The 20,104-nt window shown below is 64.9% G+C and carries 20 protein-coding genes; 13 read left to right on the plus strand and 7 right to left on the minus strand.

All coding sequences use genetic code 11. The features are described from left to right. Positions 1–25: 25 nt before the first annotated feature. The 3 genes from EOA49_RS01850 to secA all read right to left on the minus strand — a co-directional run bounded on the left by EOA49_RS01850 (position 26) and on the right by secA (position 5,564). Entirely contained in the window at positions 26–1,306 is a 1,281-nt protein-coding gene (locus tag EOA49_RS01850; protein ID WP_127241532.1) for a GNAT family N-acetyltransferase, read from the minus strand. After that, complete coding sequence (locus tag EOA49_RS01855; protein ID WP_127241531.1) at positions 1,306–2,709, minus strand: lipopolysaccharide biosynthesis protein; 1,404 nt, start codon at positions 2,707–2,709, stop codon at positions 1,306–1,308. Before EOA49_RS01855 ends, EOA49_RS01850 begins: the two co-directional genes overlap by 1 nt. A gap of 122 nt (positions 2,710–2,831) precedes the next feature. After that, on the minus strand, positions 2,832–5,564 hold the full coding sequence (gene secA / locus EOA49_RS01860; protein ID WP_095823958.1) for a preprotein translocase subunit SecA: 2,733 nt from the start codon (positions 5,562–5,564) through the stop codon (positions 2,832–2,834). 263 nt (positions 5,565–5,827) lie between these two features. Here secA and EOA49_RS01865 point away from each other — a divergent pair, with 263 nt between their 5' ends. The 6 genes from EOA49_RS01865 to EOA49_RS01890 all read left to right on the plus strand — a co-directional run bounded on the left by EOA49_RS01865 (position 5,828) and on the right by EOA49_RS01890 (position 10,156). Further along, positions 5,828–6,745 (plus strand): peptidylprolyl isomerase, encoded by a 918-nt coding sequence (locus EOA49_RS01865; protein WP_127241530.1) that lies wholly within the window; start codon positions 5,828–5,830, stop codon positions 6,743–6,745. Between the two features lie 177 nt (positions 6,746–6,922). Beyond that, on the plus strand, positions 6,923–8,164 hold the full coding sequence (argJ, locus tag EOA49_RS01870) for a bifunctional glutamate N-acetyltransferase/amino-acid acetyltransferase ArgJ (protein ID WP_067319074.1): 1,242 nt from the start codon (positions 6,923–6,925) through the stop codon (positions 8,162–8,164). Continuing rightward, positions 8,164–8,943, plus strand: a complete 780-nt coding sequence (locus tag EOA49_RS01875) for a GNAT family N-acetyltransferase (protein WP_206519957.1) — start codon at positions 8,164–8,166, stop codon at positions 8,941–8,943. Before argJ ends, EOA49_RS01875 begins: the two co-directional genes overlap by 1 nt. Beyond that, positions 8,940–9,362, plus strand: a complete 423-nt coding sequence (locus EOA49_RS01880; protein WP_127241828.1) for a (deoxy)nucleoside triphosphate pyrophosphohydrolase — start codon at positions 8,940–8,942, stop codon at positions 9,360–9,362. Before EOA49_RS01875 ends, EOA49_RS01880 begins: the two co-directional genes overlap by 4 nt. A gap of 182 nt (positions 9,363–9,544) precedes the next feature. After that, positions 9,545–9,862: a hypothetical protein gene (locus EOA49_RS01885; protein WP_127241827.1), complete on the plus strand. Its 318-nt coding sequence runs from the start codon at positions 9,545–9,547 to the stop codon at positions 9,860–9,862. A gap of 105 nt (positions 9,863–9,967) precedes the next feature. Continuing rightward, positions 9,968–10,156, plus strand: coding sequence for a Flp family type IVb pilin (locus tag EOA49_RS01890; protein WP_082953632.1), 189 nt, complete (start codon positions 9,968–9,970; stop codon positions 10,154–10,156). A 29-nt stretch (positions 10,157–10,185) separates the two neighbouring features. On the opposite strand, the gene EOA49_RS01895 is transcribed toward EOA49_RS01890, so the two are convergent. Then, complete coding sequence (locus tag EOA49_RS01895) at positions 10,186–11,058, minus strand: methyltransferase domain-containing protein (protein WP_127241826.1); 873 nt, start codon at positions 11,056–11,058, stop codon at positions 10,186–10,188. A 64-nt stretch (positions 11,059–11,122) separates the two neighbouring features. Here EOA49_RS01895 and EOA49_RS01900 point away from each other — a divergent pair, with 64 nt between their 5' ends. The 4 genes from EOA49_RS01900 to EOA49_RS01915 all read left to right on the plus strand — a co-directional run bounded on the left by EOA49_RS01900 (position 11,123) and on the right by EOA49_RS01915 (position 13,554). Beyond that, entirely contained in the window at positions 11,123–11,923 is an 801-nt protein-coding gene (locus EOA49_RS01900) for a ComF family protein (RefSeq protein ID WP_095799986.1), read from the plus strand. Positions 11,924–11,999: 76 nt separating this feature from the next. Beyond that, the gene (grxC, locus tag EOA49_RS01905) at positions 12,000–12,269 is read left to right on the plus strand and encodes a glutaredoxin 3 (protein WP_066990112.1); all 270 of its coding nucleotides are present in this window, start codon (positions 12,000–12,002) and stop codon (positions 12,267–12,269) included. A 2-nt stretch (positions 12,270–12,271) separates the two neighbouring features. After that, complete coding sequence (locus EOA49_RS01910) at positions 12,272–13,132, plus strand: carbon-nitrogen hydrolase family protein (protein ID WP_127241825.1); 861 nt, start codon at positions 12,272–12,274, stop codon at positions 13,130–13,132. Next, entirely contained in the window at positions 13,129–13,554 is a 426-nt protein-coding gene (locus EOA49_RS01915) for a DUF1178 family protein (protein WP_067319064.1), read from the plus strand. Before EOA49_RS01910 ends, EOA49_RS01915 begins: the two co-directional genes overlap by 4 nt. Here EOA49_RS01915 and EOA49_RS01920 read toward each other — a convergent pair. Next, positions 13,517–14,032, minus strand: a complete 516-nt coding sequence (locus tag EOA49_RS01920) for a MarR family transcriptional regulator (protein WP_127243013.1) — start codon at positions 14,030–14,032, stop codon at positions 13,517–13,519. The two genes, EOA49_RS01915 and EOA49_RS01920, sit on opposite strands and share 38 nt — an antisense overlap. Before the next feature lie 102 nt (positions 14,033–14,134). Here EOA49_RS01920 and EOA49_RS01925 point away from each other — a divergent pair, with 102 nt between their 5' ends. After that, entirely contained in the window at positions 14,135–15,049 is a 915-nt protein-coding gene (locus EOA49_RS01925; protein ID WP_127243015.1) for a DMT family transporter, read from the plus strand. A 17-nt stretch (positions 15,050–15,066) separates the two neighbouring features. On the opposite strand, the gene ubiG is transcribed toward EOA49_RS01925, so the two are convergent. Then, positions 15,067–15,816, minus strand: coding sequence for a bifunctional 2-polyprenyl-6-hydroxyphenol methylase/3-demethylubiquinol 3-O-methyltransferase UbiG (gene ubiG, locus EOA49_RS01930; protein ID WP_095824176.1), 750 nt, complete (start codon positions 15,814–15,816; stop codon positions 15,067–15,069). A 126-nt stretch (positions 15,817–15,942) separates the two neighbouring features. Beyond that, positions 15,943–16,239, minus strand: a complete 297-nt coding sequence (locus EOA49_RS01935) for an antibiotic biosynthesis monooxygenase (protein WP_164746994.1) — start codon at positions 16,237–16,239, stop codon at positions 15,943–15,945. Between the two features lie 217 nt (positions 16,240–16,456). Here EOA49_RS01935 and EOA49_RS01940 point away from each other — a divergent pair, with 217 nt between their 5' ends. Together EOA49_RS01940 and ptsP are read left to right on the plus strand one after the other, a co-directional pair. Next, positions 16,457–17,710: an aspartate kinase gene (locus EOA49_RS01940; RefSeq protein ID WP_066990093.1), complete on the plus strand. Its 1,254-nt coding sequence runs from the start codon at positions 16,457–16,459 to the stop codon at positions 17,708–17,710. 83 nt (positions 17,711–17,793) lie between these two features. After that, on the plus strand, positions 17,794–20,064 hold the full coding sequence (ptsP, locus tag EOA49_RS01945; RefSeq protein ID WP_066990090.1) for a phosphoenolpyruvate--protein phosphotransferase: 2,271 nt from the start codon (positions 17,794–17,796) through the stop codon (positions 20,062–20,064). Positions 20,065–20,104: the final 40 nt, after the last annotated feature.

Genomic DNA, 20,104 nt, shown 5'->3' on the forward strand with positions numbered 1-20,104 from the left:
CCATAGCCGGTGTGCGGCCTTTCAGCTAGCGCCTTTTCAAGAGGCTCCGCATGCGATTGCGCAGGAGCCGCGCCATGTTGCGGGTCTCGCGGTAGAGATGGAGCTGCGAGGCCGCCTGGCGGGCCGGCCGGTCGGCATCGGGCGTCAGGCCGACCACCAGCGTGCCCATCGGCTTGCGCTCCGTCCACAGGCGACTCATCACCGGATGGTCGGGCACCGCGCAGGAATCGGTCATGGCGACATTAGGATCATCGAGATGCTGCTTGGTCACCTCGATCATCAGCAGTGTGCCCGGCGAATAGGCCGAGAGCGTCTCGTCATAGGCCGTCTTCCAGGTGTAGGCGACGCCCGCTTCGACGAAGACGACGAGAGAAGCGATCGTGCGGCCGTCGAGCGTCAGTGTGTGGATGCGGCACATGTCGTGCTCGGCGAGCCTGTGCACCGCCTCGCGGGCGAAGGCGGCGCGGTAGCGGTCGATCGCCATGGCCGTGCGCTCGCGGCCCTTCCAGCCGGCCGCCTCCAGTGTCAGGAAGCTTTCGATGGCGTGGCGGATCTCGTCCGGTCCGCGCGCCACCACATGGTCCAGCTTGCCAAGGCCGGCGAGGCGCCGCTTCAGCCGGCGGAATTCGCGATAGTGATGCGCGCGCAGCGAGGCCTTGAGGTAGTCGTCGCCGTCGGCATCGCTTTCCAGCACCGGGCGCTCGGCCTTGCCGGTGACGACCAGGGTCAGGCCGCGGCTGTCGGCAAAGGAGGTGAGGAGGCTCGCCACCGGGCCGTCCAGCTTGATGTCGGGCAGCACGAAGACCTTCGGCAATTTGAGATGCGGCCTGGACAGCATCGAGAAGAAATCCTCGATGACGCCGACCGGATCGTCACGATCGACCAGCGGCGTGCCGAGCGGGCCGAACGGGCTCGACCATGTGCGCATGACCGGGACGCCGAGCGGAATTGCGGGGCGCTCGACCGAGAACGGCACAAGGAGGCGCAGCCGGTTGCGGAACTCGTCGCCGTCGCGGATCACGGCCAGCCGCACTTCGCGGTCCTCGAGCCTCGGCATGGCCGGCGCCAGGAAGCGCGGGTTGAAGAAGACGTTGGGCTCGATCGTGCGTGCGCTAAGATAGTCGAGCTCCTCGACCAGGTCGAAGCCGGCCGAGGCGGGATAGATCGCGAGCTTGCGCTCCGGCCGGTTGTTGGCGAACAGCTCGATATGGGCGGGATCGGCCTCCCTGACGAGGCCGGCAAGGCCCGACACCATGGCGCCGGCGGGCCCGCCGCTGGTCTCTTCAAGCAGCGGAATGGCGGCCATCAGGCGACTTCCTTGTTTGCGGGCACGAAAATCGCCATGACGATGCCGAGCTTGCGCCAGACGGTGAAGGACAGCGCGCCGGCCTCGAAGACCATGGCGAGGCTGGTGGCGATCGCCGCGCCCCAGAGGCCGAAGTGCGGGATCAGAACCACATTGAGAGCGATATTCAGCGCGAGCGTCATGGCATAGACGGCGGCGCAGATGTTCTGGTTGCCGCTCATGGTGAGCAGGCTTTCGCAGGGGCCGACGGCGCCGCGCGCGACGACGCCGAACACCAGCAGGAAAAGCAGCGGATAGCCGGCGGTGAATTCAGGGCCGAACAGCACCAGCATCGGCTCGCCGAGCGCCAGCACCAGCAGCGCCATCGCGAGCGACGGCCAGAAGGTCCAGGAGACGGTCTCGCGGGCGAAGGCGGCGAGCCTTTCCGGCTCGCCATGGGTGAATTGCGCATAGCGCTGGGCGACGCCCGCCTTGACGGCGAAATAGACGAAATGCACCAGAGCCAGCGTTTTCACGGTGGCGAAATAGACGGCGACGTCATTGGGCTCGAGATAGGCGCCGACCATCAGCACGTCGGCATTGGTGAGCAGGAAGAAAAAACTCTCGACCAGGAAGATCGGCAGCGAGACCAGGAACCACCGGCCGAAATGCACGGTCATCGGCCCGGCCGGGATCTGCTTGTCCATGCGCGAGGTGACGCCCATCAGCTGGCCGAGCGTCGTGGCATAGGTGGCGGCGATCGAGGCGAAGATCGCGGTCTTGGCATCCGGCACGTAGTGCATGGCGAGCATAAGCGCCATGAACACCAGGATCAGCACCGGCCGCACCAGATAGGTCGGCGACAGCGCGAACAGCGCCCATGAGTTCGCCCGCGCCAGTCCCTGCAGGAGGTCGCCCATCGCGATCATCGGCAGGCAGATGACGCCGAGGATGAAGGGAACGACGTAGTAGTTCTCGATCCAGGGCGAGGCGAGCCACACGCCGAGCGCGCCCAGCCCCGCGATCCCCGTCGAGGCGACCAGCACGAACAGCCGGCTCGCCAGCACGATGCCGCGCAGCTCGGCGAGCATGCCGCGCTCGCGATATTCGGGAATGAAACGGATGACCGAGGTGTGGAAGCCGAGGCAGGCGAGATTGCCGACGATGACCATCGTCACCCAGACCAGCACGAAGATGCCGTATTCGAAGGAGCCCATCCAGCGTGCCATCAGCACCTGGCTGACGAAGGCGATGACCGCGCTGACGATGCGGATGGTGAATGCGATCAGCGACATGCGGCCGGCTTCGCCGCGTTCGTCGGCGCTGAACAGCACGGCGTCGATGCGGCCAAGCAGCGGCCCCATGCGCAGCGCCCAGCGCTGCGGCAAGAACCGCCCGGCAGTCGTCGCCGCGGAAAAGCGCACCCCGAATACTCTCCGTTTTCCGCCTGTTTCCAAGGTTTCGGTGTATGCGAAACACATTAAGAAACGGTTGGGTGGAGGGCTTCCTTCTCCCCGTCATATCCGGGAAGAAGAAGTGAAGGGGATCAGGCGAAGGCGCCGTGGCAGTGCTTGTATTTCTTGCCGGAGCCGCAGGGACAGGCCTCGTTGCGGCCGACCTTGCCCCAAGTCGCGGGATTCTTCGGATCGCGATTTTCGGGTGCCACCATGGCATGGGATTCCTGGCGGACCAACAACGCCGTCTCGCCGCCCTGGAAGTCGTCCTCACCTGTTGTGCCGTCGATATGGCTGCCGAACATATCCGGCGCCGACGGCGGCGGCGCTTCAGCCGCCTGGCGGACCAGCTCGACGCGCATCAGCTGCGCGGTCACGGCCTGGCGCAGATTGCCGAGCATGCCCTGGAACAGCTCGAAGGCCTCGCCCTTGTATTCCTGCAGCGGATCGCGCTGGGCATAGCCGCGGAAGCCCACGACCGAACGCAGATGGTCGAGGTTGACGATGTGCTCGCGCCATAGATGGTCGAGCGTCTGCAGAACGACCGAACGCTCGACATAGCTCATGACGTCGGGGCCGAAGCGCTCGGCGCGTTCCTTGGCGGCTGCCTCGGCGGCGGCCGAGATGCGCTCGCGGATGTCGTCCTCGGCGATGCCCTCCTCCTTGACCCAGTCCTCAATCGGCAGGTCGAGATTGAGGTACTGCGCCACTTCCTCCTTCAGGCCGGCGACGTTCCACTGCTCGGCATAGGCGTTTTCCGGGATGTTCTTGGCGACGATTTCCTCGATGACGCCCTCGCGCATCTCGGCGACCGTCTCCGACAGGCCTTCGCCATCCATCAGCTCGATGCGCTGCTCGAAAACCACCTTGCGCTGGTCGTTGGAGACGTCATCGTATTTCAGTAGGTTCTTGCGGATGTCGAAGTTGCGCGCCTCGACCTTCTTCTGCGCCTTTTCCAGCGCCTTGTTGATCCACGGGTGGATGATGGCCTCGTCTTCCTTGAGGCCGAGCTTCTGCAGCATGCCGTCCATGCGCTCGGAGCCGAAGATGCGCATCAGATCGTCCTGCAGCGACAGGAAGAATTTCGAACGGCCAGGATCGCCCTGGCGGCCGGAACGTCCGCGCAGCTGGTTGTCGATGCGGCGCGATTCATGGCGCTCGGTCGCCAAGACGTAGAGTCCGCCAGCGGCCAGCGCCTTTTCCTTCAGCTGCGCGACGTCATCGCGGATCTGCTGTTCGCGCGCCTCGCGCTCCGGGCCGGCGGGCATATCCGCCAGTTCTTCGGCAATGCGCATGTCGGCATTGCCGCCGAGCTGGATGTCGGTACCGCGTCCAGCCATGTTCGTGGCGATGGTGATGGCGCCGGGCTTGCCGGCCTGGGCGACGATAGCCGCCTCGCGCTCGTGGTGGCGGGCGTTGAGCACCTCGAAATTCTTGACGCCTTCCTTGCGCAGGCGCTCGGCCAGCTGCTCGGATTTCTCGATCGAGGTGGTGCCGACCAGGATCGGCTGGCCGCGCTCTCGGGCGTCGCGGATCTCCTTGACGATGGCCTTGTACTTCTCTTCCACCGTCCGGTAGACCTCGTCGTCCTCGTCCCTGCGGGCGACCGGCAGGTTGGTCGGGATCTCGGTGACTTCGAGATTGTAGATGTTGGCGAATTCCTCCGCCTCGGTCAGCGCCGTGCCGGTCATGCCGGCGAGCTTCTTGTAAAGGCGGAAATAGTTCTGGAAGGTGACGGAGGCCAGCGTCTGGTTCTCCGGCTGGATCTGCACATGCTCCTTGGCCTCGAGGGCCTGGTGCAGGCCTTCCGAATAGCGGCGGCCCGGCATCATGCGGCCGGTGAACTCGTCGATGATGACGATCTCGCCGTTGCGCACGATGTAGTCCCTGTCCTTCTGGAACAGCAGGTGCGCCTTCAGCGCATTGTTGACGTGGTGGACGATCGCGACGTTCTCGACGTCGTAGAGCGACTCGCCCTTCAACAGGCCGGCATCGCGCAGCATGTTTTCCAGCTTCTCGGTGCCGTCCTCGGTGAAGATCGTGGTTTTCTGTTTTTCATCGACCTCGTAGTCGGCCGGGCCGAGCTTCAGCATGAAGGCGTCGATGGTGTTGTACATTTCCGAGCGGTCCTCGAGCGGACCGGAAATGATCAGCGGCGTGCGCGCCTCGTCGACAAGGATCGAGTCGACTTCGTCGACGATGGCGTAGGCATGGCCGCGCTGGACCATCTGCGAGCGCTCATACTTCATGTTGTCGCGCAGATAGTCGAAGCCGAGCTCGTTGTTGGTGGCGTAGGTAACGTCGGCGGCGTAGGCCTCGCGGCGCTCGTCGTCGGAGAGGCCGTGTACGATGATGCCGACGGTGAGGCCGAGGAACTTGTAGACGCGGCCCATCCATTCGGCGTCGCGCTTGGCAAGATAGTCGTTGACCGTGACGACATGGACGCCCTTGCCGGCGAGCGCGTTGAGATAGACCGGCAAGGTGGCGACCAGCGTCTTGCCCTCACCGGTGCGCATCTCGGCGATGCCGCCATTGTGCAGCACCATGCCGCCGATCAATTGGACATCGAAGGGACGCATGCCGAGAACGCGGCGGGCCGCCTCTCGCACTGTTGCGAAGGCCGGTATCAGCAGGTCGTCGAGCGAGGCGCCATTGGCGAAGTCCTGGCGGAATTTCTCGGTGCGGCCGGCAAGCTCGGCATCGGAGAGCGCCCGCATCTCGTTTTCCAACCCATTGATGGCCTCGACCCGGGGCCTTGTCGCCTTGACTCGGCGGTCGTTGGAAGAGCCGAAAACCTTACGCGCGAGAGCGCCGAGACTGACCATCCAATGGTCCTTTCGATAGCAATTTTAGCCGTTTGCGACAGGCGCCTGGCGGGCCCATCAAATCCGCGTGAATGCGGACAAACGCAAAAAGCGCCCGGAAAACGGTTCTGGACGCCAAGTCGTTGGACAGATAAGAGGGGGCTCAACTGATGTCAACGCCGCGTTAGCCCTATGGGCAGCGCCAAATTCCGCCACAATCGGACTGATCTGGAACCTTCCCGTTCAAGCGATCCTTATCGGCAATCCCCATTGGAGTTATCTTGATGTCCCTGTCGTTCCGCCGCGCGTCGCTCGCCAGCCTTGGCTTGGCCTTCGGGCTCTCGGCTCTTTCGCTGTCGCCGCTGATGGCGCAGGAAACCAAGCCCGCCCAGCCGGGCGCGGCGGCTCCCGCAGCCGCTCCCGTGGATCCCAACGCCGTGGTCGCCACCATCAACGGCGAGAAGCTGACCGAGGCCGATCTCGCGCTGGCCGAAGGCGAGCTGTCGCAGCAGTTCGCGCAGCTGCCGCCGGAACAGCGCCGCGCCGCTGCTCTTTCGGCGGCCATTGAAATCCGCGTCATGGCCAAGAAAGCGGTCGACAGCGGCCTCGACAAGGATGCCGATTTCCTGCGTCGGATGGCCTTCCTGCAGCAGCGCGCCCTGCACGGCGAGGTCGTCGAGAAGGAAGTCGTCGACAAGGTGACGGATGCAGATATCCGCGCCCGCTACGACCAGGAAATCGCCAACACGCCGCCGGTCAATGAGATTCACGCCCGTCACATCCTCGTGAAGACGAAGGAAGAAGCCGAGGCGATCATCAAGCAGCTCGACGGCGGCGCCGATTTCCAGAAGCTCGCCAACGAGCACACGAGCGACCCGAGCGGCAAGTCGAATGGCGGCGACCTCGGCTGGTTCGGTCCCGGGCAGATGGTGCCGGAGTTCGACAAGGCCGCGTTTGCGCTTGATGTCGGCAAGTACGGCAAGGAGCCGGTGCAGTCGCAGTTCGGCTGGCATGTCATCAAGGTCGAGGACAAGCGCGCCAAGCAGCCGCCGGCCTTCGACGACGTAAAGGACCAGGCCAAGCAGGCCGTCATCCGCGACAAGTATTTCGCCATGGTCAAGGAATTGCGCGGCGCCGCCAAGATCGAGATCCCGGACGCGAAGCTGAAGTCGGCGGTCGACACGCTGGAGAGCGGCAAGTAAGCCGGCCAGCCTGAAAGATGCTGCTCAGGGCGCCTTCGGGCGCCCTTTCGCATTTCAGGCGCGCGCTATGCCGCGCACCCCGAGAGAGCCCATCAAGCGCGGCCAGAACGCTCTTGCGCCAGCGCGCGCTATCGGGCAAACCGGCCTCCTATTTGCGTTCTGCCGCTCCGGGGTCACATGTCCGCAACGATTTCGCCGCTCGCACCGAAGAAATATCCCAAGATGCCGGTCATCGAGGGCGTGCGCATCGCTACCGCCGAGGCCGGGATCAAATATCGCAATCGCACCGATCTGCTTGCCATGGTCTTCGATCCCGGAACGGCGGTCGCCGGTGTCTTCACCAAGTCGAAATGCCCCTCGGCGCCGGTCGACTACTGCCGCCAGAACCTGTCCGCCGGCAAGGCGCGTGTGCTGGTGGTGAATTCCGGCAATGCCAACGCCTTCACCGGCAAGAAGGGCCGCGCTTCGACGGCTTTGACCGGCGAGGCGGCGGCGAAGGCCGCCGGATGCTCCGAGAGCGAAGTGTTTCTGGCCTCGACCGGCGTTATCGGCGAGCCGCTCGACACCAACAAATTCAGCCATCTGCTCGCCGGCCTGGTGAAGGACGGCAAGCCGGACCTGTGGACCGAGGCGGCAAAGGCCATCATGACCACGGACACCTATCCGAAGGTGGCGTCCCAGACGGTGAAGCTCGGCGACGCCGATGTCACCATAAACGGCATCGCAAAGGGCGCCGGCATGATCGCGCCCGATATGGCCACGATGCTCTCCTTCATCGCCACCGACGCGCCGATCGCAGCCCCGGTGCTGCAGGATCTGTTGTCGCGCGGCACGGCAAAGACCTTCAACGCGGTCACTGTCGACAGCGATACCTCGACCAGCGACACGCTGCTCTTCTTCGCCACCGGCAAGGCTGGTTCGCGTGGCGCGCCCAAGATCAGCGACCCGAAAGATGCGCGGCTCGGCGCCTTCCGCCGCGCACTCGGCAAGGTGCTGAAGTCGCTGGCGCTGCAGGTGGTGCGCGACGGCGAAGGCGCGCGCAAGCAGGTCGAGGTCACCGTCACCGGCGCCAAATCCGCGCGCTCGGCCAAGCGCGTCGCGCTTTCGATCGCCAACTCGCCGCTGGTCAAGACGGCGGTCGCCGGCGAGGACGCCAATTGGGGCCGCGTCGTCATGGCCGTCGGCAAGGCCGGCGAGCCTGCCGACCGCGACCGGCTGTCGATCTGGTTCGGCGACAACCGGCTGGCGCATGAGGGCGAGCGCGATCCGGCTTACTCGGAAGAAGCGACCTCGGCCTATATGAAGCGCGACGACATCCGCATCCGCGCCGACCTTGGCATCGGCCGCGGCAAGGCGACGGTGTGGACCTGCGACCTCACCAAGGAATATGTCGCCATCAATGGCGACTACCGGAGCTGATGGCACCGGTGTCGACGCATCCGGCAAGCGTGCTCGCGATCGTGCGCCGCTACGAGGCGGCGGGCTTTCGCGCCTGGCCGGCGGCGGCCGTTCATTATGACGGGACATGGTTGGTGCGGCTGACGGCGGGCCATCCGGCGAAGCGCCTGAATTCGGTCAATCCGCTCGATCCCGGCGACACGCATGCCATTGCCGAACGCATCGTGCGCGCCAGCCGTCGCTTCGAGGCTTACGGCCGGCCGCTGACCTTTCGTATGTCGCCGCTTTCGGGGCAGGTGCTGTCGACGCATCTCGACGATGCAGGCTGGAGCCGGTTCGACGAATCGGTGGTGATGCGTCTGCCGCTCAAGGAGGCGCAACTCGACGCCGCGATGGACCAGATTCCGCTGAAAGACATCAGCCGCTTCATCGGCGCGGCGATCAGGACGAACGGCTCGGACGCCTCGCTGCGAGCCGGCCTCTCGGAAGTCATCGGCGCAATCCAGCCTGAGGCGGGGCTGTTTGCGCTCGAGGACGGCAATGAGCCGCTGGCAACGCTGATCTGCGTCCACGACGGCGATCTCGCCGGCCTGTTCGAGGTCGCCACCGAAAAATCGGCGCGCAATAAGGGCCATGGCCGCAACCTCATCCTGTCGGCGCTGAAATGGGCCAGGCTGCGCGGCGCGCGCGAAGCCTGGCTGCAGGTGGAAGCCGGCAATGTAGCGGCGCTGTCGCTCTACCGGTCGCTCGGCTTCGAGGAAGTCTATCGCTACCATTATCGCCGGCGGCCGGACGCATGAGCGAGATCACGCCAGCTGGAAAGCGCCTGCTTCTTGTCGCGGCCTGCGCGCTGGTGGACGCCGACCGACGCGTGCTTCTGGCGCAGCGTCCCGAGGGCAAGCAGCTCGCCGGCCTTTGGGAGTTTCCGGGCGGCAAGGTCGAGCCAGGCGAGACGCCCGAGGAATGCCTGGTGCGCGAGCTGCATGAGGAGCTCGGTATCGAGACCGAGATCCCCTGCCTGGCGCCGCTCACCTTCGCCAGCCACAGCTATGACCAGTTCCACCTGCTGATGCCGCTCTACATCTGCCGGCGCTTCCGCGGCATTGCGCAGCCGAGGGAAGGGCAGGGGCTGAAATGGGTCAGGCCGCGCCAGATGCGCGACTACCCGATGCCGCCGGCGGACGCGCCGCTGATCCAGTTCCTCATCGATCTCTTGTGATCGTCACAGCCGCTTCAGCGTTTCCACCAAAATGCTGATTTGGCGACCTCCGGCCGGAATTGCTCCAAGCTGCCGTTTGCTCCGTCTGCTTTAGGCAGCGTTAATGGAAGATTTATCTCGACATGGAAAATTGAGGCAAATCGTCCGCGCGGCGGCATGCCGATTTTGATTGGAGCCAATCCATGAGCCTCGACAGAGAATGGGACTCGATCCGGCCCGACCGCGCTTTCCGCGCCGCCGATGCCGGCATGGGTATCTTGCGGATCACCCTGCTTTTCGGGTCGGCCGCGGTGGCGCTGGCTCTGATCGCGACGCCTTTCCTGGACAGCCAGCTGCGTCCGCAGGGCGCGCGCGAGAGCTTGAGCGGCGGACTCGACCTAAGCAGCACCGGTTCGATCGGTCGCCGCGATACCTACACCCTGCGGCGAAGCGTGCTGCAGCCGCTGCCAAATTCCGTTTGCGTAATCCGCAACGATGGCAGCCGCTACGGCGAGTGCTAATTGGTTAATAAATTCAGCAAGAAACCGCTATTTCACCGCCCGTTAAGCTTTTGCCGTTAACCTTTCTTAACGGGTAGGCGCTATGGTTCCCGGCAAGAGGGATCGATGACCATGAAAAACCTGCTGCAGCAATTCATAGAAGATGAATCAGGCGCCACGGCCATCGAATATGGCCTGATCGTTGCCGTGCTGTCGCTTGTAATCGTCGGCGGCGTCGGCAAGGCCGCCGACGCGATCCAGTGGCTGTTCTCCGACAACAACAGCAGGCTTGCCAACGCCTTTGCCCAGCACTGATCGCATCGGTCAGACCGCGGCGCGCATGGTCAGTGCCCCGTCGGCTTCTCGAGGATCGTCTTCAGCGAGACCTTGGCCGAGCCAGGCTTCAGCGGTTTCTGCTGTGAGGCATCGGGCGCCCAGCCGGACATCCACACGATCGAAAAGCTTGCCCGGATGCGGCCGTCCGGGTCGGAAAACCGATCAGCATAAATTTCGGCGGCGCGGGCGAACAGCCGCCGGGTGGCGGGACGCCGGCTGCGGTCCAAAAGCGGGCTGGTCTCGCCCATGGCGCGCAGGTCGGCGGCAAGTCCGAACAGCGAATCGTAGCGCACCGTGACCGTCTCCACGTCGGCGACCGGCAGCGCCAGGCCGGCACGTTGCAGCAGCGCGCCGGCGTCGCGCACATCGGTGAACGGCAGGACGCGAGGGCTCGCGCCACCGTAAAGCTCGGTCTCGGCGGCAAGCAGGCTCTCGCGCAACTCGGAAAGCGTGCCGGCACCGGCTAAAGCGCCGAGGAACAGCCCGTCGGGCTTCAGCGCGCGGCGGATCTGCGCCAGCACGCCGGGGATGTCGTTCATCGTCTGCAGCGACAGCAGCGAGACGACGAGATCGAGGCTCTCGGCCTCGAACGGCACGGTCTCCGCCGGGGCGACGATGCCGGCTTCTCCGGCAAGGAAGGCACCGTCTGTTTCCACGCGCACTGTGTCGGCCACCTTGCCGCTGCCGGCGAGCAGCCTGGTCGCGGCCGATGTCTGGCAAAACAGCGCCGCCGCCTTGCCGAATTTGCGCTCGACGGCGCCCAGCCGGTCGGCAAGGTCCTCCGCTGCCCGCCGCATCAGGAAATCGGCTCCGTCGACGGGGTGCATCAGCGCCCGGCGTTTGTGCGCAAGCCAGAGCTCCGTGTCGATCAAAGGCTGCAATGGGTTATTCCTGTTGTCGGTGCGTGCCTGACCGATGCTATGGTGGCGCGGGGTTTCGCTTCACGTGGCCGATCCGGTGCGCAAGATCAAGACCATTGCGATGAAGGACATGACGCGGCAGGCTCTGGGCTGGCCGGCGCGCCTGCTGTTTCCGCCGGTCTGTGCCGGCTGCCGCCGCCACGTCTCGCAGCCTGGCGTGCTGTGCGGCGCCTGCTGGCCGAAGCTTCGACTGCTGGAGAAGCCTTGGTGTCCAGTGATGGGCACGCCGTTTACGCATGACATGGGCGACGGTTTTCTTTCCGCCGAAGCGATCGCCGATCCGCCGCCTTTCGAGCGGGCGCGGGCGGCGGTCGTCTATTCAGGGGTCGCGCGCCAGATGGTGCAAGGGCTGAAATACCAGGATCGCACCGATCTCGCGCCCTGGATGGCGCGCTGGATGATGCGCGCCGGCGCCGAACTGATCGCTGAAGCCGATGTCGTGGTCCCGGTGCCGCTGCATTGGCGACGCTTCTTCCGGCGGCAGTTCAACCAGTCGGCGGAGCTGGCACGGGCGGTTTCGAAGCTGAGCGGCCTGCCTTTCGCGCCGGCTGCGGTGAGGCGCGTAAAACTCACCCGCCAGCAGGTCGGGCTGGAGCGGCACGAACGCGAGGAGAATGTGCGCGCCGCCTTCCGCGTCCCGCCCGAGGCGGAAATCGAGATCGCCGGCCGAAGGGTGCTCGTCATCGACGACGTCTTCACCACCGGCGCCACCGTGCGGTCGGTGGCCAAGGCGCTGAAGAAAGGCGGCGCCGGAGCGGTCGACGTGCTGACCTTTGCCCGCGTCCTGCCGGGGGACTTCCGGGCCGATGAGTCTGCAACTATATAGGGCTTAAGTTGTTGTTTTGGTGCATGTCGCTTTCGCATAACCGCTGGGCGATGGGCGCAGGCAGGATTGCTGATCGATGGTTGATGTGACGATCTATACCCGGATGATGTGCGGCTATTGCACCGCAGCCAAGCGGTTGCTCGAGCGCAAGGGTGTAGCCTATACCGAGCATGACGCGTCGTTCTCGCCGGAATTGCGCCAGGAAATGATTTCGCGGGCGCATGGGCGCACCACTTTTCCGCAGATTTTCATCGGCGACACGCATGTCGGCGGCTGCGACGACCTCCATGAATTGGAGTCCGAGGGCCGGCTGGACGTGTTGCTTGCCAACGGGGCGAGGGTTTGATCATGAGCGTTTTCAAGGCGGCGGCGGTGCAGATGCGTTCGGGCACCAGCCCGGAGCGCAACGCGGCCGCCATGGAAAGGCTGGTCCGCGAGGCCGCACAGCAGGGCGCCACCTACGTGCAGACGCCGGAAATGACCGGCGCGCTCATCCGCGACAAACAGGCTGGTGCCGCCGCTTTCACCAGCGAAGACAAGGACGTCGTCGTTTCGACGGCGCGGAAACTTGCGCAGGAACTCGGCATTTTCCTGCATGTCGGCTCGACGGCCATCCTGCGCGCCGACGGCAAGCTCGCCAACCGGGCGTTCCTGTTCGCGCCCGACGGCGCCATGATCGCCAATTACGACAAGATTCACATGTTCGATGTCGACCTCGACAACGGCGAGAGCTGGCGCGAATCCGCCTCTTACGAGCCGGGGACGGAGGGCGTCGTCACCGATGTCAACGGCGTGAAGCTGGGCTTCGCCGTCTGCTACGACCTGCGCTTCCCGCAGCTATTCCGTGCCGAAGCGCTGGCGGGGGCTCAGGTGCTTTCGGTGCCTGCAGCCTTCACCCGCCAGACCGGCGAGGCGCACTGGCACGTGCTGCTCAGGGCACGCGCGATCGAGAACGGCGCCTATCTCATCGCGGCCGCGCAGGGCGGCCGGCACGAGGACGGCCGCGAGACTTACGGCCATTCGCTGATCGTCGATCCGTGGGGACGCATCATCGCCGAGGCCGCGCATGACGAGCCCGGCGTGATCGTCGCCGAGATCGACCCGGCGCAGTCGGCTGCGGCGCGTCGCAAGATTCCCAATCTCAAGAACGCGCGGGATTTCACCGTCAATGCCGGCGAGGCGCCGCGTCTCAGGGGTGCAGCCTCTTGATCCGCTTTTCGCTCATCTGCGAACACGAGCACGAATTCGAAGCCTGGTTCCGCAGCAATGACGACTTCGGCACGCAGAAGAAACGCGGCTTCATCGATTGCCCGATCTGCGGCTCGCACAAGGTCGAGAAGGCGCTGATGGCGCCGGCGGTCTCCACCTCACGCAAGCAGGAGAAGATGGCGCTGGCCATGGGCGACGCGCAGAAACAGGCGCTGGCACAGCTCAAGGCGCTCGCCGACAAGGTGCGCGAGAATGCCGACTATGTCGGCGACAAGTTCGCCGAGGAAGCGCGCAAGATCCATTTCGGCGAGACCGATCCGCGCGGCATTTATGGCGAGGCTACGCCGGACGAGGCGAAAAGCCTCGCCGAGGACGGCGTCGAATTCATGCCGATCCCGAGCTTTCCGGAGGACCGGAACTAAGAGTTCCGATCAGCTTTTTCAGCAGTGTGGCGAGCATTTTCCGGTCCTCTGGCGCCAACCCGGCGAGGATTTCATGCTCATTCGCGACGTGGGCGGTAAGGGCCTCATCGATGAGTTCGAGGCCTTTCGAGGTGAGTTGCACCACAACGCCGCGGCGATCGCCGGGATGCGGCGCGCGCTGGATCAGGCCCGCCTTTTCCAGCCGGTCGAGCCGGGCGGTCATTGCTCCGGAGGTCACCATCGTCGCCTCGTAGAGCTCGGTCGGCGTCAGCGCGTGAGGCGCGCCGGAGCGGCGAAGCGTGGCCAACACGTCGAATTCGCCCTGCTGCAGGCCGAAACGGGCAAAGAGCGGCGCGAGCCGGTCGCGCGCGATCAGCGAGGACGCTTCGTTCAGTCGCCCGATCACTCCCATCGGCGAGACGTCGAGGTCCGGCCGTTCCTTGCGCCATTGCTCCATCGCTCTTGCCGCACGGTCCATGTGCCTCACCGTAAAGTATCTTGATATTGAGAATCTTTACGCTATATTATCCCAAGTTGGAGCGGCCGCCAAGCTTGGCCGCGTAGCCACAGGATCACGCAGATGAAATTGCTCTGGGACTCCGCACTGGGTCTTCTGATCGTCACCGGCGGATTGCTCGGCATGACGCTCCCCTTCGGCAAGCTGGCAACGGCGGCCGGTGTCCCGGCAATGGCCTGGGCTTTCGTGATCTCGTTCGGTGCCGGCGGCGTGTTGCTGATAACGCTTCTGCTGCTCGGTCAGCGCATCCGGCTCACGGCGCACAAGTTGCGCTATTTCTTCATCACCGCAGCCATCTCCTACGCCTTTCCCAACTTGCTGATGTTCTCGGCCATCCCGCATCTCGGCGCGGGTTACACGGGCATCATGTTCACGCTGTCGCCGGTCATCACGCTGGTGTTCTCGATCCTGCTTGGGGTGCGGCGACCGAACCTGCTCGGCATCATCGGCATTATCGTTGGTTTTATCGGCGCGGTGATGGTCGCGTTGACGCGTGGGGAGGCCGGCCAGCCGGCCGAATATTTCTGGGTGGCGGTCGGCCTTCTCATCCCCGTCAGCCTCGCCGCCGGCAACATCTACCGCACCATCGACTGGCCCGAGGACACCGGTCCGATCGAGCTCGCCGTTGGCAGCCATCTGGCGTCGGCAACCTTGCTTCTCATCGGCATCCTGACTCTGCTCGGCTGGCAGGCATTTGCTCCGCTCGGCGGCGTGCCGCTGGTGGTCGTCGCACAGGTGGCGTCGGCTTCGGCGATGTTTGCCTTCTTCTTCCGGTTGCAGGCGGTCGGCGGGCCGGTCTATCTCAGCCAGATCGGCTATGTGGCGGCGGCGGTCGGGCTCTTTGCCGGCACGATCTTCCTCGGCGAGCATTATCAGCTTCTGACCTGGCTGGGCGCGGCCATCATCACCGCCGGCGTGCTCATCACCACCAAGGCGCAGAGCCAGCCAAGCCCGAAGCTGCAAAGCCAGGCGGCGTAAACGCTTCAGTTGGCCGCTTAGACCGAGGCTTTTTCGGCCAGCACCATGTAGTTGACGTCCATGTCCCTGGATTTCTGCCAGCGGTCGGCCAACGGATGATAGATCACGCCGGTCCGGTCGACGATGGTCAGCCCCGCCGCGCCAAGCGCCTTTGCCAACTCCTCCGGCCGCACTAGCTTGCCGAACTGATGCGTGCCGCGCGGCAGCCAGCGCAGCACATACTCGGCGCCGATGATGGCAAGGCCAAGCGCCTTCAGCGTGCGGTTGATGGTGGCGACGAACATGATGCCGCCGGGCCGGACCATCTCACTGCATTTGGCGACGAAGAGATCGACATCGGCGACATGCTCGACCACCTCCATGTTGAGGATAACGTCGAATGTCTCGCCGGCGTCGGCCAGCGCCTCGGCCGTGGTGGCGCGATAGTCGACATTTACGCCGGCTTCGGCCGCGTGCAGCTTAGCGACCTCGATGTTGGTGGCCGAGGCGTCGGCACCGACCACTTCCGCGCCAAGCCGCGCCATCGGTTCGCATAAAAGCCCGCCGCCGCAGCCGATGTCGAGGAAGCGCAGACCCTCGAATGGCCTGGCCGCGCGCGGATCGCGGCCGAAGCGCGCCGCCACCTGGTCGCGGATATAGGCAAGGCGCACAGGGTTGAACTTGTGCAGCGGCCGGAACTTGCCGTTCGGGTTCCACCATTCGGCGGCAAGGGCGGAGAAGCGTTCGACTTCTCCGGCATCTATGGTCGATCGGCGGGGCTCAGGCATGGGGCGGGTCTCCTCGAACGCCAGCAAGTCGGGGAACGCTAGGAAGTCGGGTCCCCGGCAGCGAAAGTCAAGGCAGGTTTTTCCGTTGCCGCTAACCAGCCGCAGCGGGACGAGGGACAGTCGAGCCTAGGCCGACAGCGCGACCGCGGCATGACTCATGGCGACGCTGGTCGGCTCGATCGCCCGCATGGCCTCGCAATCGCCGATCTCGGCCATGATGCGCTGTGCCGCCGCCTGGGCCTGCTCGAGGCTCTGCCAGCGCACGACGTCGACCCAGCTTCCGTCGTCGCGCTCGCCGAGATGGCGGCTGAGAAAACCGGGCTGGTGCGCCAGCCAGTCGGTGACGACGCCATTTTGGGCAACAAAACCAGCCGCAGCATCCGGCTTGAGGCGGAAGGTCACGATCTCCAGCGTCTCGGTCATGAATTCCTCCATCCGATTTTCCAAGTTTATCGCATTGCGCGGCAGGAATCCGCCAGGAGACTTCAAAATCGCGCCAAGGCCGCTTCTCCTGCGCCCTCGCTTGCGAAGCCTTGCTGTTTTAGCTAAGGAGGCCGCGCATTTCCGCGGCTCGGCTGGTCCGGGCGCATTTTCCGTTTTCCGGCCCCAAGCCGGCTTTAGTCAAAGGCATCTCGCTTCCATGGCGCGCATCGTGATGAAATTCGGCGGAACTTCGGTCGCCGACATCGCCCGCATCCGCAATGTGGCGCGCCATGTCAAACGCGAGGTCGATGCCGGCCATGAGGTCGCCGTGGTGGTTTCGGCCATGGCCGGCAAGACCAACGAGCTGGTCGGCTGGACGCGCGAGGCCTCGCCCATGCACGACGCGCGCGAATATGACGCCGTTGTCGCCTCCGGTGAGCAGGTCACGGCCGGCCTGTTGGCGATAACCCTGCAGAACATGGGTGTCCATGCCCGTTCCTGGCAGGGCTGGCAGATCCCGATCAAGACCGACAACGCCCATGGCGCGGCGCGCATCCTCGACATCGACGGCGCGTTCCTGATCAAGCGCTTCGGCGAGAGCCAGGTGGCGGTCATCGCCGGTTTCCAGGGCATCGGCCCGGACAACCGCATCTCGACCCTCGGCCGCGGCGGCTCCGACACCAGCGCCGTGGCGATCGCGGCAGCGGTCAAGGCCGACCGTTGCGACATCTACACCGATGTCGACGGCGTCTACACGACTGATCCGCGCATCGAGCCGAAAGCCCGGCGGTTGGCCAAGATTTCGTTCGAGGAAATGCTCGAAATGGCCTCGCTCGGCGCCAAGGTGCTGCAGGTGCGGTCGGTGGAGCTTGCCATGGTGCACAGGGTGCGTACCTTTGTGCGGTCGTCCTTCGACGATCCCGACGCGCCCGGAATGGGGGATTTGCTCAATCCGCCCGGAACGCTTATTTGCGACGAGGAAGAGATCGTGGAACAGCAGGTCGTCACCGGAATTGCCTATGCCAAGGACGAAGCGCAGATCTCGCTGCGCCGCGTCGGCGACCGCCCAGGCGTCGCCGCCGGCATCTTTGGCCCGCTGGCCGAGGCCAACATCAATGTCGATATGATCGTCCAGAACATTTCCGAGGACGGCAAATTCACCGACATGACCTTCACGGTACCGTCGGGCGACATCGACAAGGCGCTGGCAGTGCTCGAGCGGCTGAAGGCCGATGTTGGCTACGACGTCGTGCAGTCGGAAGCCGGCATGTCGAAGGTCTCGGTCATCGGTATCGGCATGCGAAGCCATGCCGGCGTCGCGGCCACCGCCTTCAAGGCGCTGGCCGATAAAGCGATCAATATCCGGGCGATCACCACCTCCGAGATCAAAATCTCGATACTGATCGACGGTCCCTATACGGAACTTGCAGTTCGTACTTTGCATTCCGTCTACGGGCTCGATAAGCAATAGCAAGAACTGAGTCCGTTATTGCGTGAGCGCCGGCCGTGGCGGAAGCTACGGCGGGCAACGTGCCCATTGGAGAAGAAGCCGCGATGCGTGACATGGCCGGTGGCCCGCGCGTTCTGCTGAGACGGCTCCGCGAGCTCATGCAGGAGCCGCTGGAGCCGCAGGAGCGGCTCGACCGTATCGTGCGCGACATCGCCTCCAACATGGTCGCCGAGGTATGCTCGCTCTATGTGCTGCGCGCCGATTCGGTGCTGGAGCTCTACGCCACCGAAGGTCTGAACCCCACCGCCGTCCATTTGGCGCAGTTGAGGCTCGGGCAAGGCCTTGTCGGCACCATCGCCGCCAGCGCGCGGCCGCTCAATCTCTCCAACGCGCAGGAGCATCCGGCCTTCGCCTACCTGCCGGAGACGGGCGAAGAGATCTACAATTCCTTCCTCGGCGTGCCGGTGCTGCGGGCAGGGCGCACGCTGGGCGTCCTGGTGGTGCAGAACAAGACCATGCGCCACTATCGCGACGACGAGGTCGAGGCGCTGGAAACGACGGCGATGGTGATCGCCGAGATGGTCGCCACCGGCGATCTTGCCCGCCTCACCCGGCCGGGGCTCGAACTTGACCTGCGCCGTCCGGCAAGCTTCACCGGTCTTGCCTTCAACGAAGGCGTCGGGCTTGGCCATGTCGTGCTGCACGAGCCGCGCATCGTCGTCACCAATCTGTTCAACGAGGACAGCGAGGAGGAGGTGCGTCGCCTCGACCGCTCGCTCGGCTCGCTGAGGCTGTCGATCGACGACATGCTCGAGCGCCGGGACGTCGCTTTCGAGGGTGAGCATCGAGAGGTGCTCGAGGCGTATCGCATGTTCGCCAACGACCGCGGCTGGGTGCGCCGGCTGGAAGAGGCGATCCGCAACGGCCTGACTGCGGAAGCGGCCGTCGAGAAGGTGCAGAGCGACATGCGCGCACGCATGCTGCACATGACGGACCCCTATCTGCGCGAGCGCATGAGCGACTTCGACGATCTCGCCAACCGGCTCTTGCGCCAGCTGATGGGGCGCGGTCCGGAGGATGTCGCGGCCTCGCTGCCAAAGGATGCCATCATCGTCGCCCGCTCGATGGGTGCGGCCGAACTGCTCGACTATCCGAGGGACAAGCTGCGCGGCCTGGTGCTGGAGGACGGCGCCGCCACCAGCCATGTCGTCATCGTCGCGCGCGCCATGGGCATTCCGGTCGCAGGCCAGGTCAAGGGCGCCGTCTCCATGGCGGAAAACGGCGATGCCATCATCGTCGACGGCGAGGAAGGCACCATTCACCTGCGGCCGCAGTCCGACCTCGAGGCCGCCTATGCCGAAAAGGTCCGCTTCCGAGCTCGGCGGCAGGAAATCTATCGCGAACTGCGCAAGAAGCCGTCGCTGACCAAGGACGGCGTCCCCGTCGATCTCCTGATGAATGCCGGCCTTGCCGTCGACCTGCCGCAGCTTTCAGAATCGGGAGCGGCCGGCATCGGCCTGTTCCGCACCGAATTGCAGTTCATGGTGGCCTCGACCTTTCCGCGCGCCGAGGCGCAGGAGCGGCTCTATCGCGATGTACTCGAGGCGGCTCGCGGCAAGCCGGTCACCTTCCGTACCATCGACATCGGCGGCGACAAGGTGCTGCCCTATTTCAAGGGCGCGGTGCAAGAGGAAAACCCGGCACTCGGCTGGCGGGCGATCCGCCTCACTCTCGACCGCCCCGGCCTCCTCAGGACACAGATCCGCGCGCTGCTCAAGGCTTGTGGCGGGCGTGAGCTGAAGCTGATGCTGCCAATGGTGACGGAACTGTCGGAAATCGCGCAGGCGCGCGAGATCATCGACCGCGAAGTCCGGCACCTGTCGCGTTTTGCGCATCATTTGCCGACGAGCCTCAAGCTCGGCGCGATGCTGGAGGTGCCGTCGCTGCTGTTCCAGCTCGACGAGTTGATGAAGGCGGTCGACTTCGTCTCGGTCGGCTCCAACGACCTCTTCCAGTTCGTCATGGCGGTGGACCGCGGCAACACGCAGCTTGCCGACCGTTTCGACACGCTGTCGGCGCCGTTCCTGCGCGTGCTGAAGCAGATCGCCGACGCCGGCGCGCGCAACCATACGCCGGTGACGCTGTGCGGCGAGTTGGCGGGCAAGCCGATCTCGGCGATGGCGCTGATCGGCGTCGGCTTCCGCTCGATCTCGATGTCGCCGGCCTCGATCGGCCCGGTCAAGGCGATGCTGACCGAATTGCCGCTGCAGGAGCTGGAAGCCTTCTTCAACGACAATCTGATGGCCCCCGTCCAAGGGACGCCAATGCGGGCGCTGCTGCAAGCCTTTGCCGACGACCGCTCCATTCCGCTCTAGATTCACGTGAGGGCGGTCTGCAAATGTCGATTTTCTGCGC

This window comes from Mesorhizobium sp. M1A.F.Ca.IN.020.04.1.1 (assembly GCF_003997315.1).
Taxonomy (GTDB): Bacteria; Pseudomonadota; Alphaproteobacteria; order Rhizobiales; family Rhizobiaceae; genus Mesorhizobium.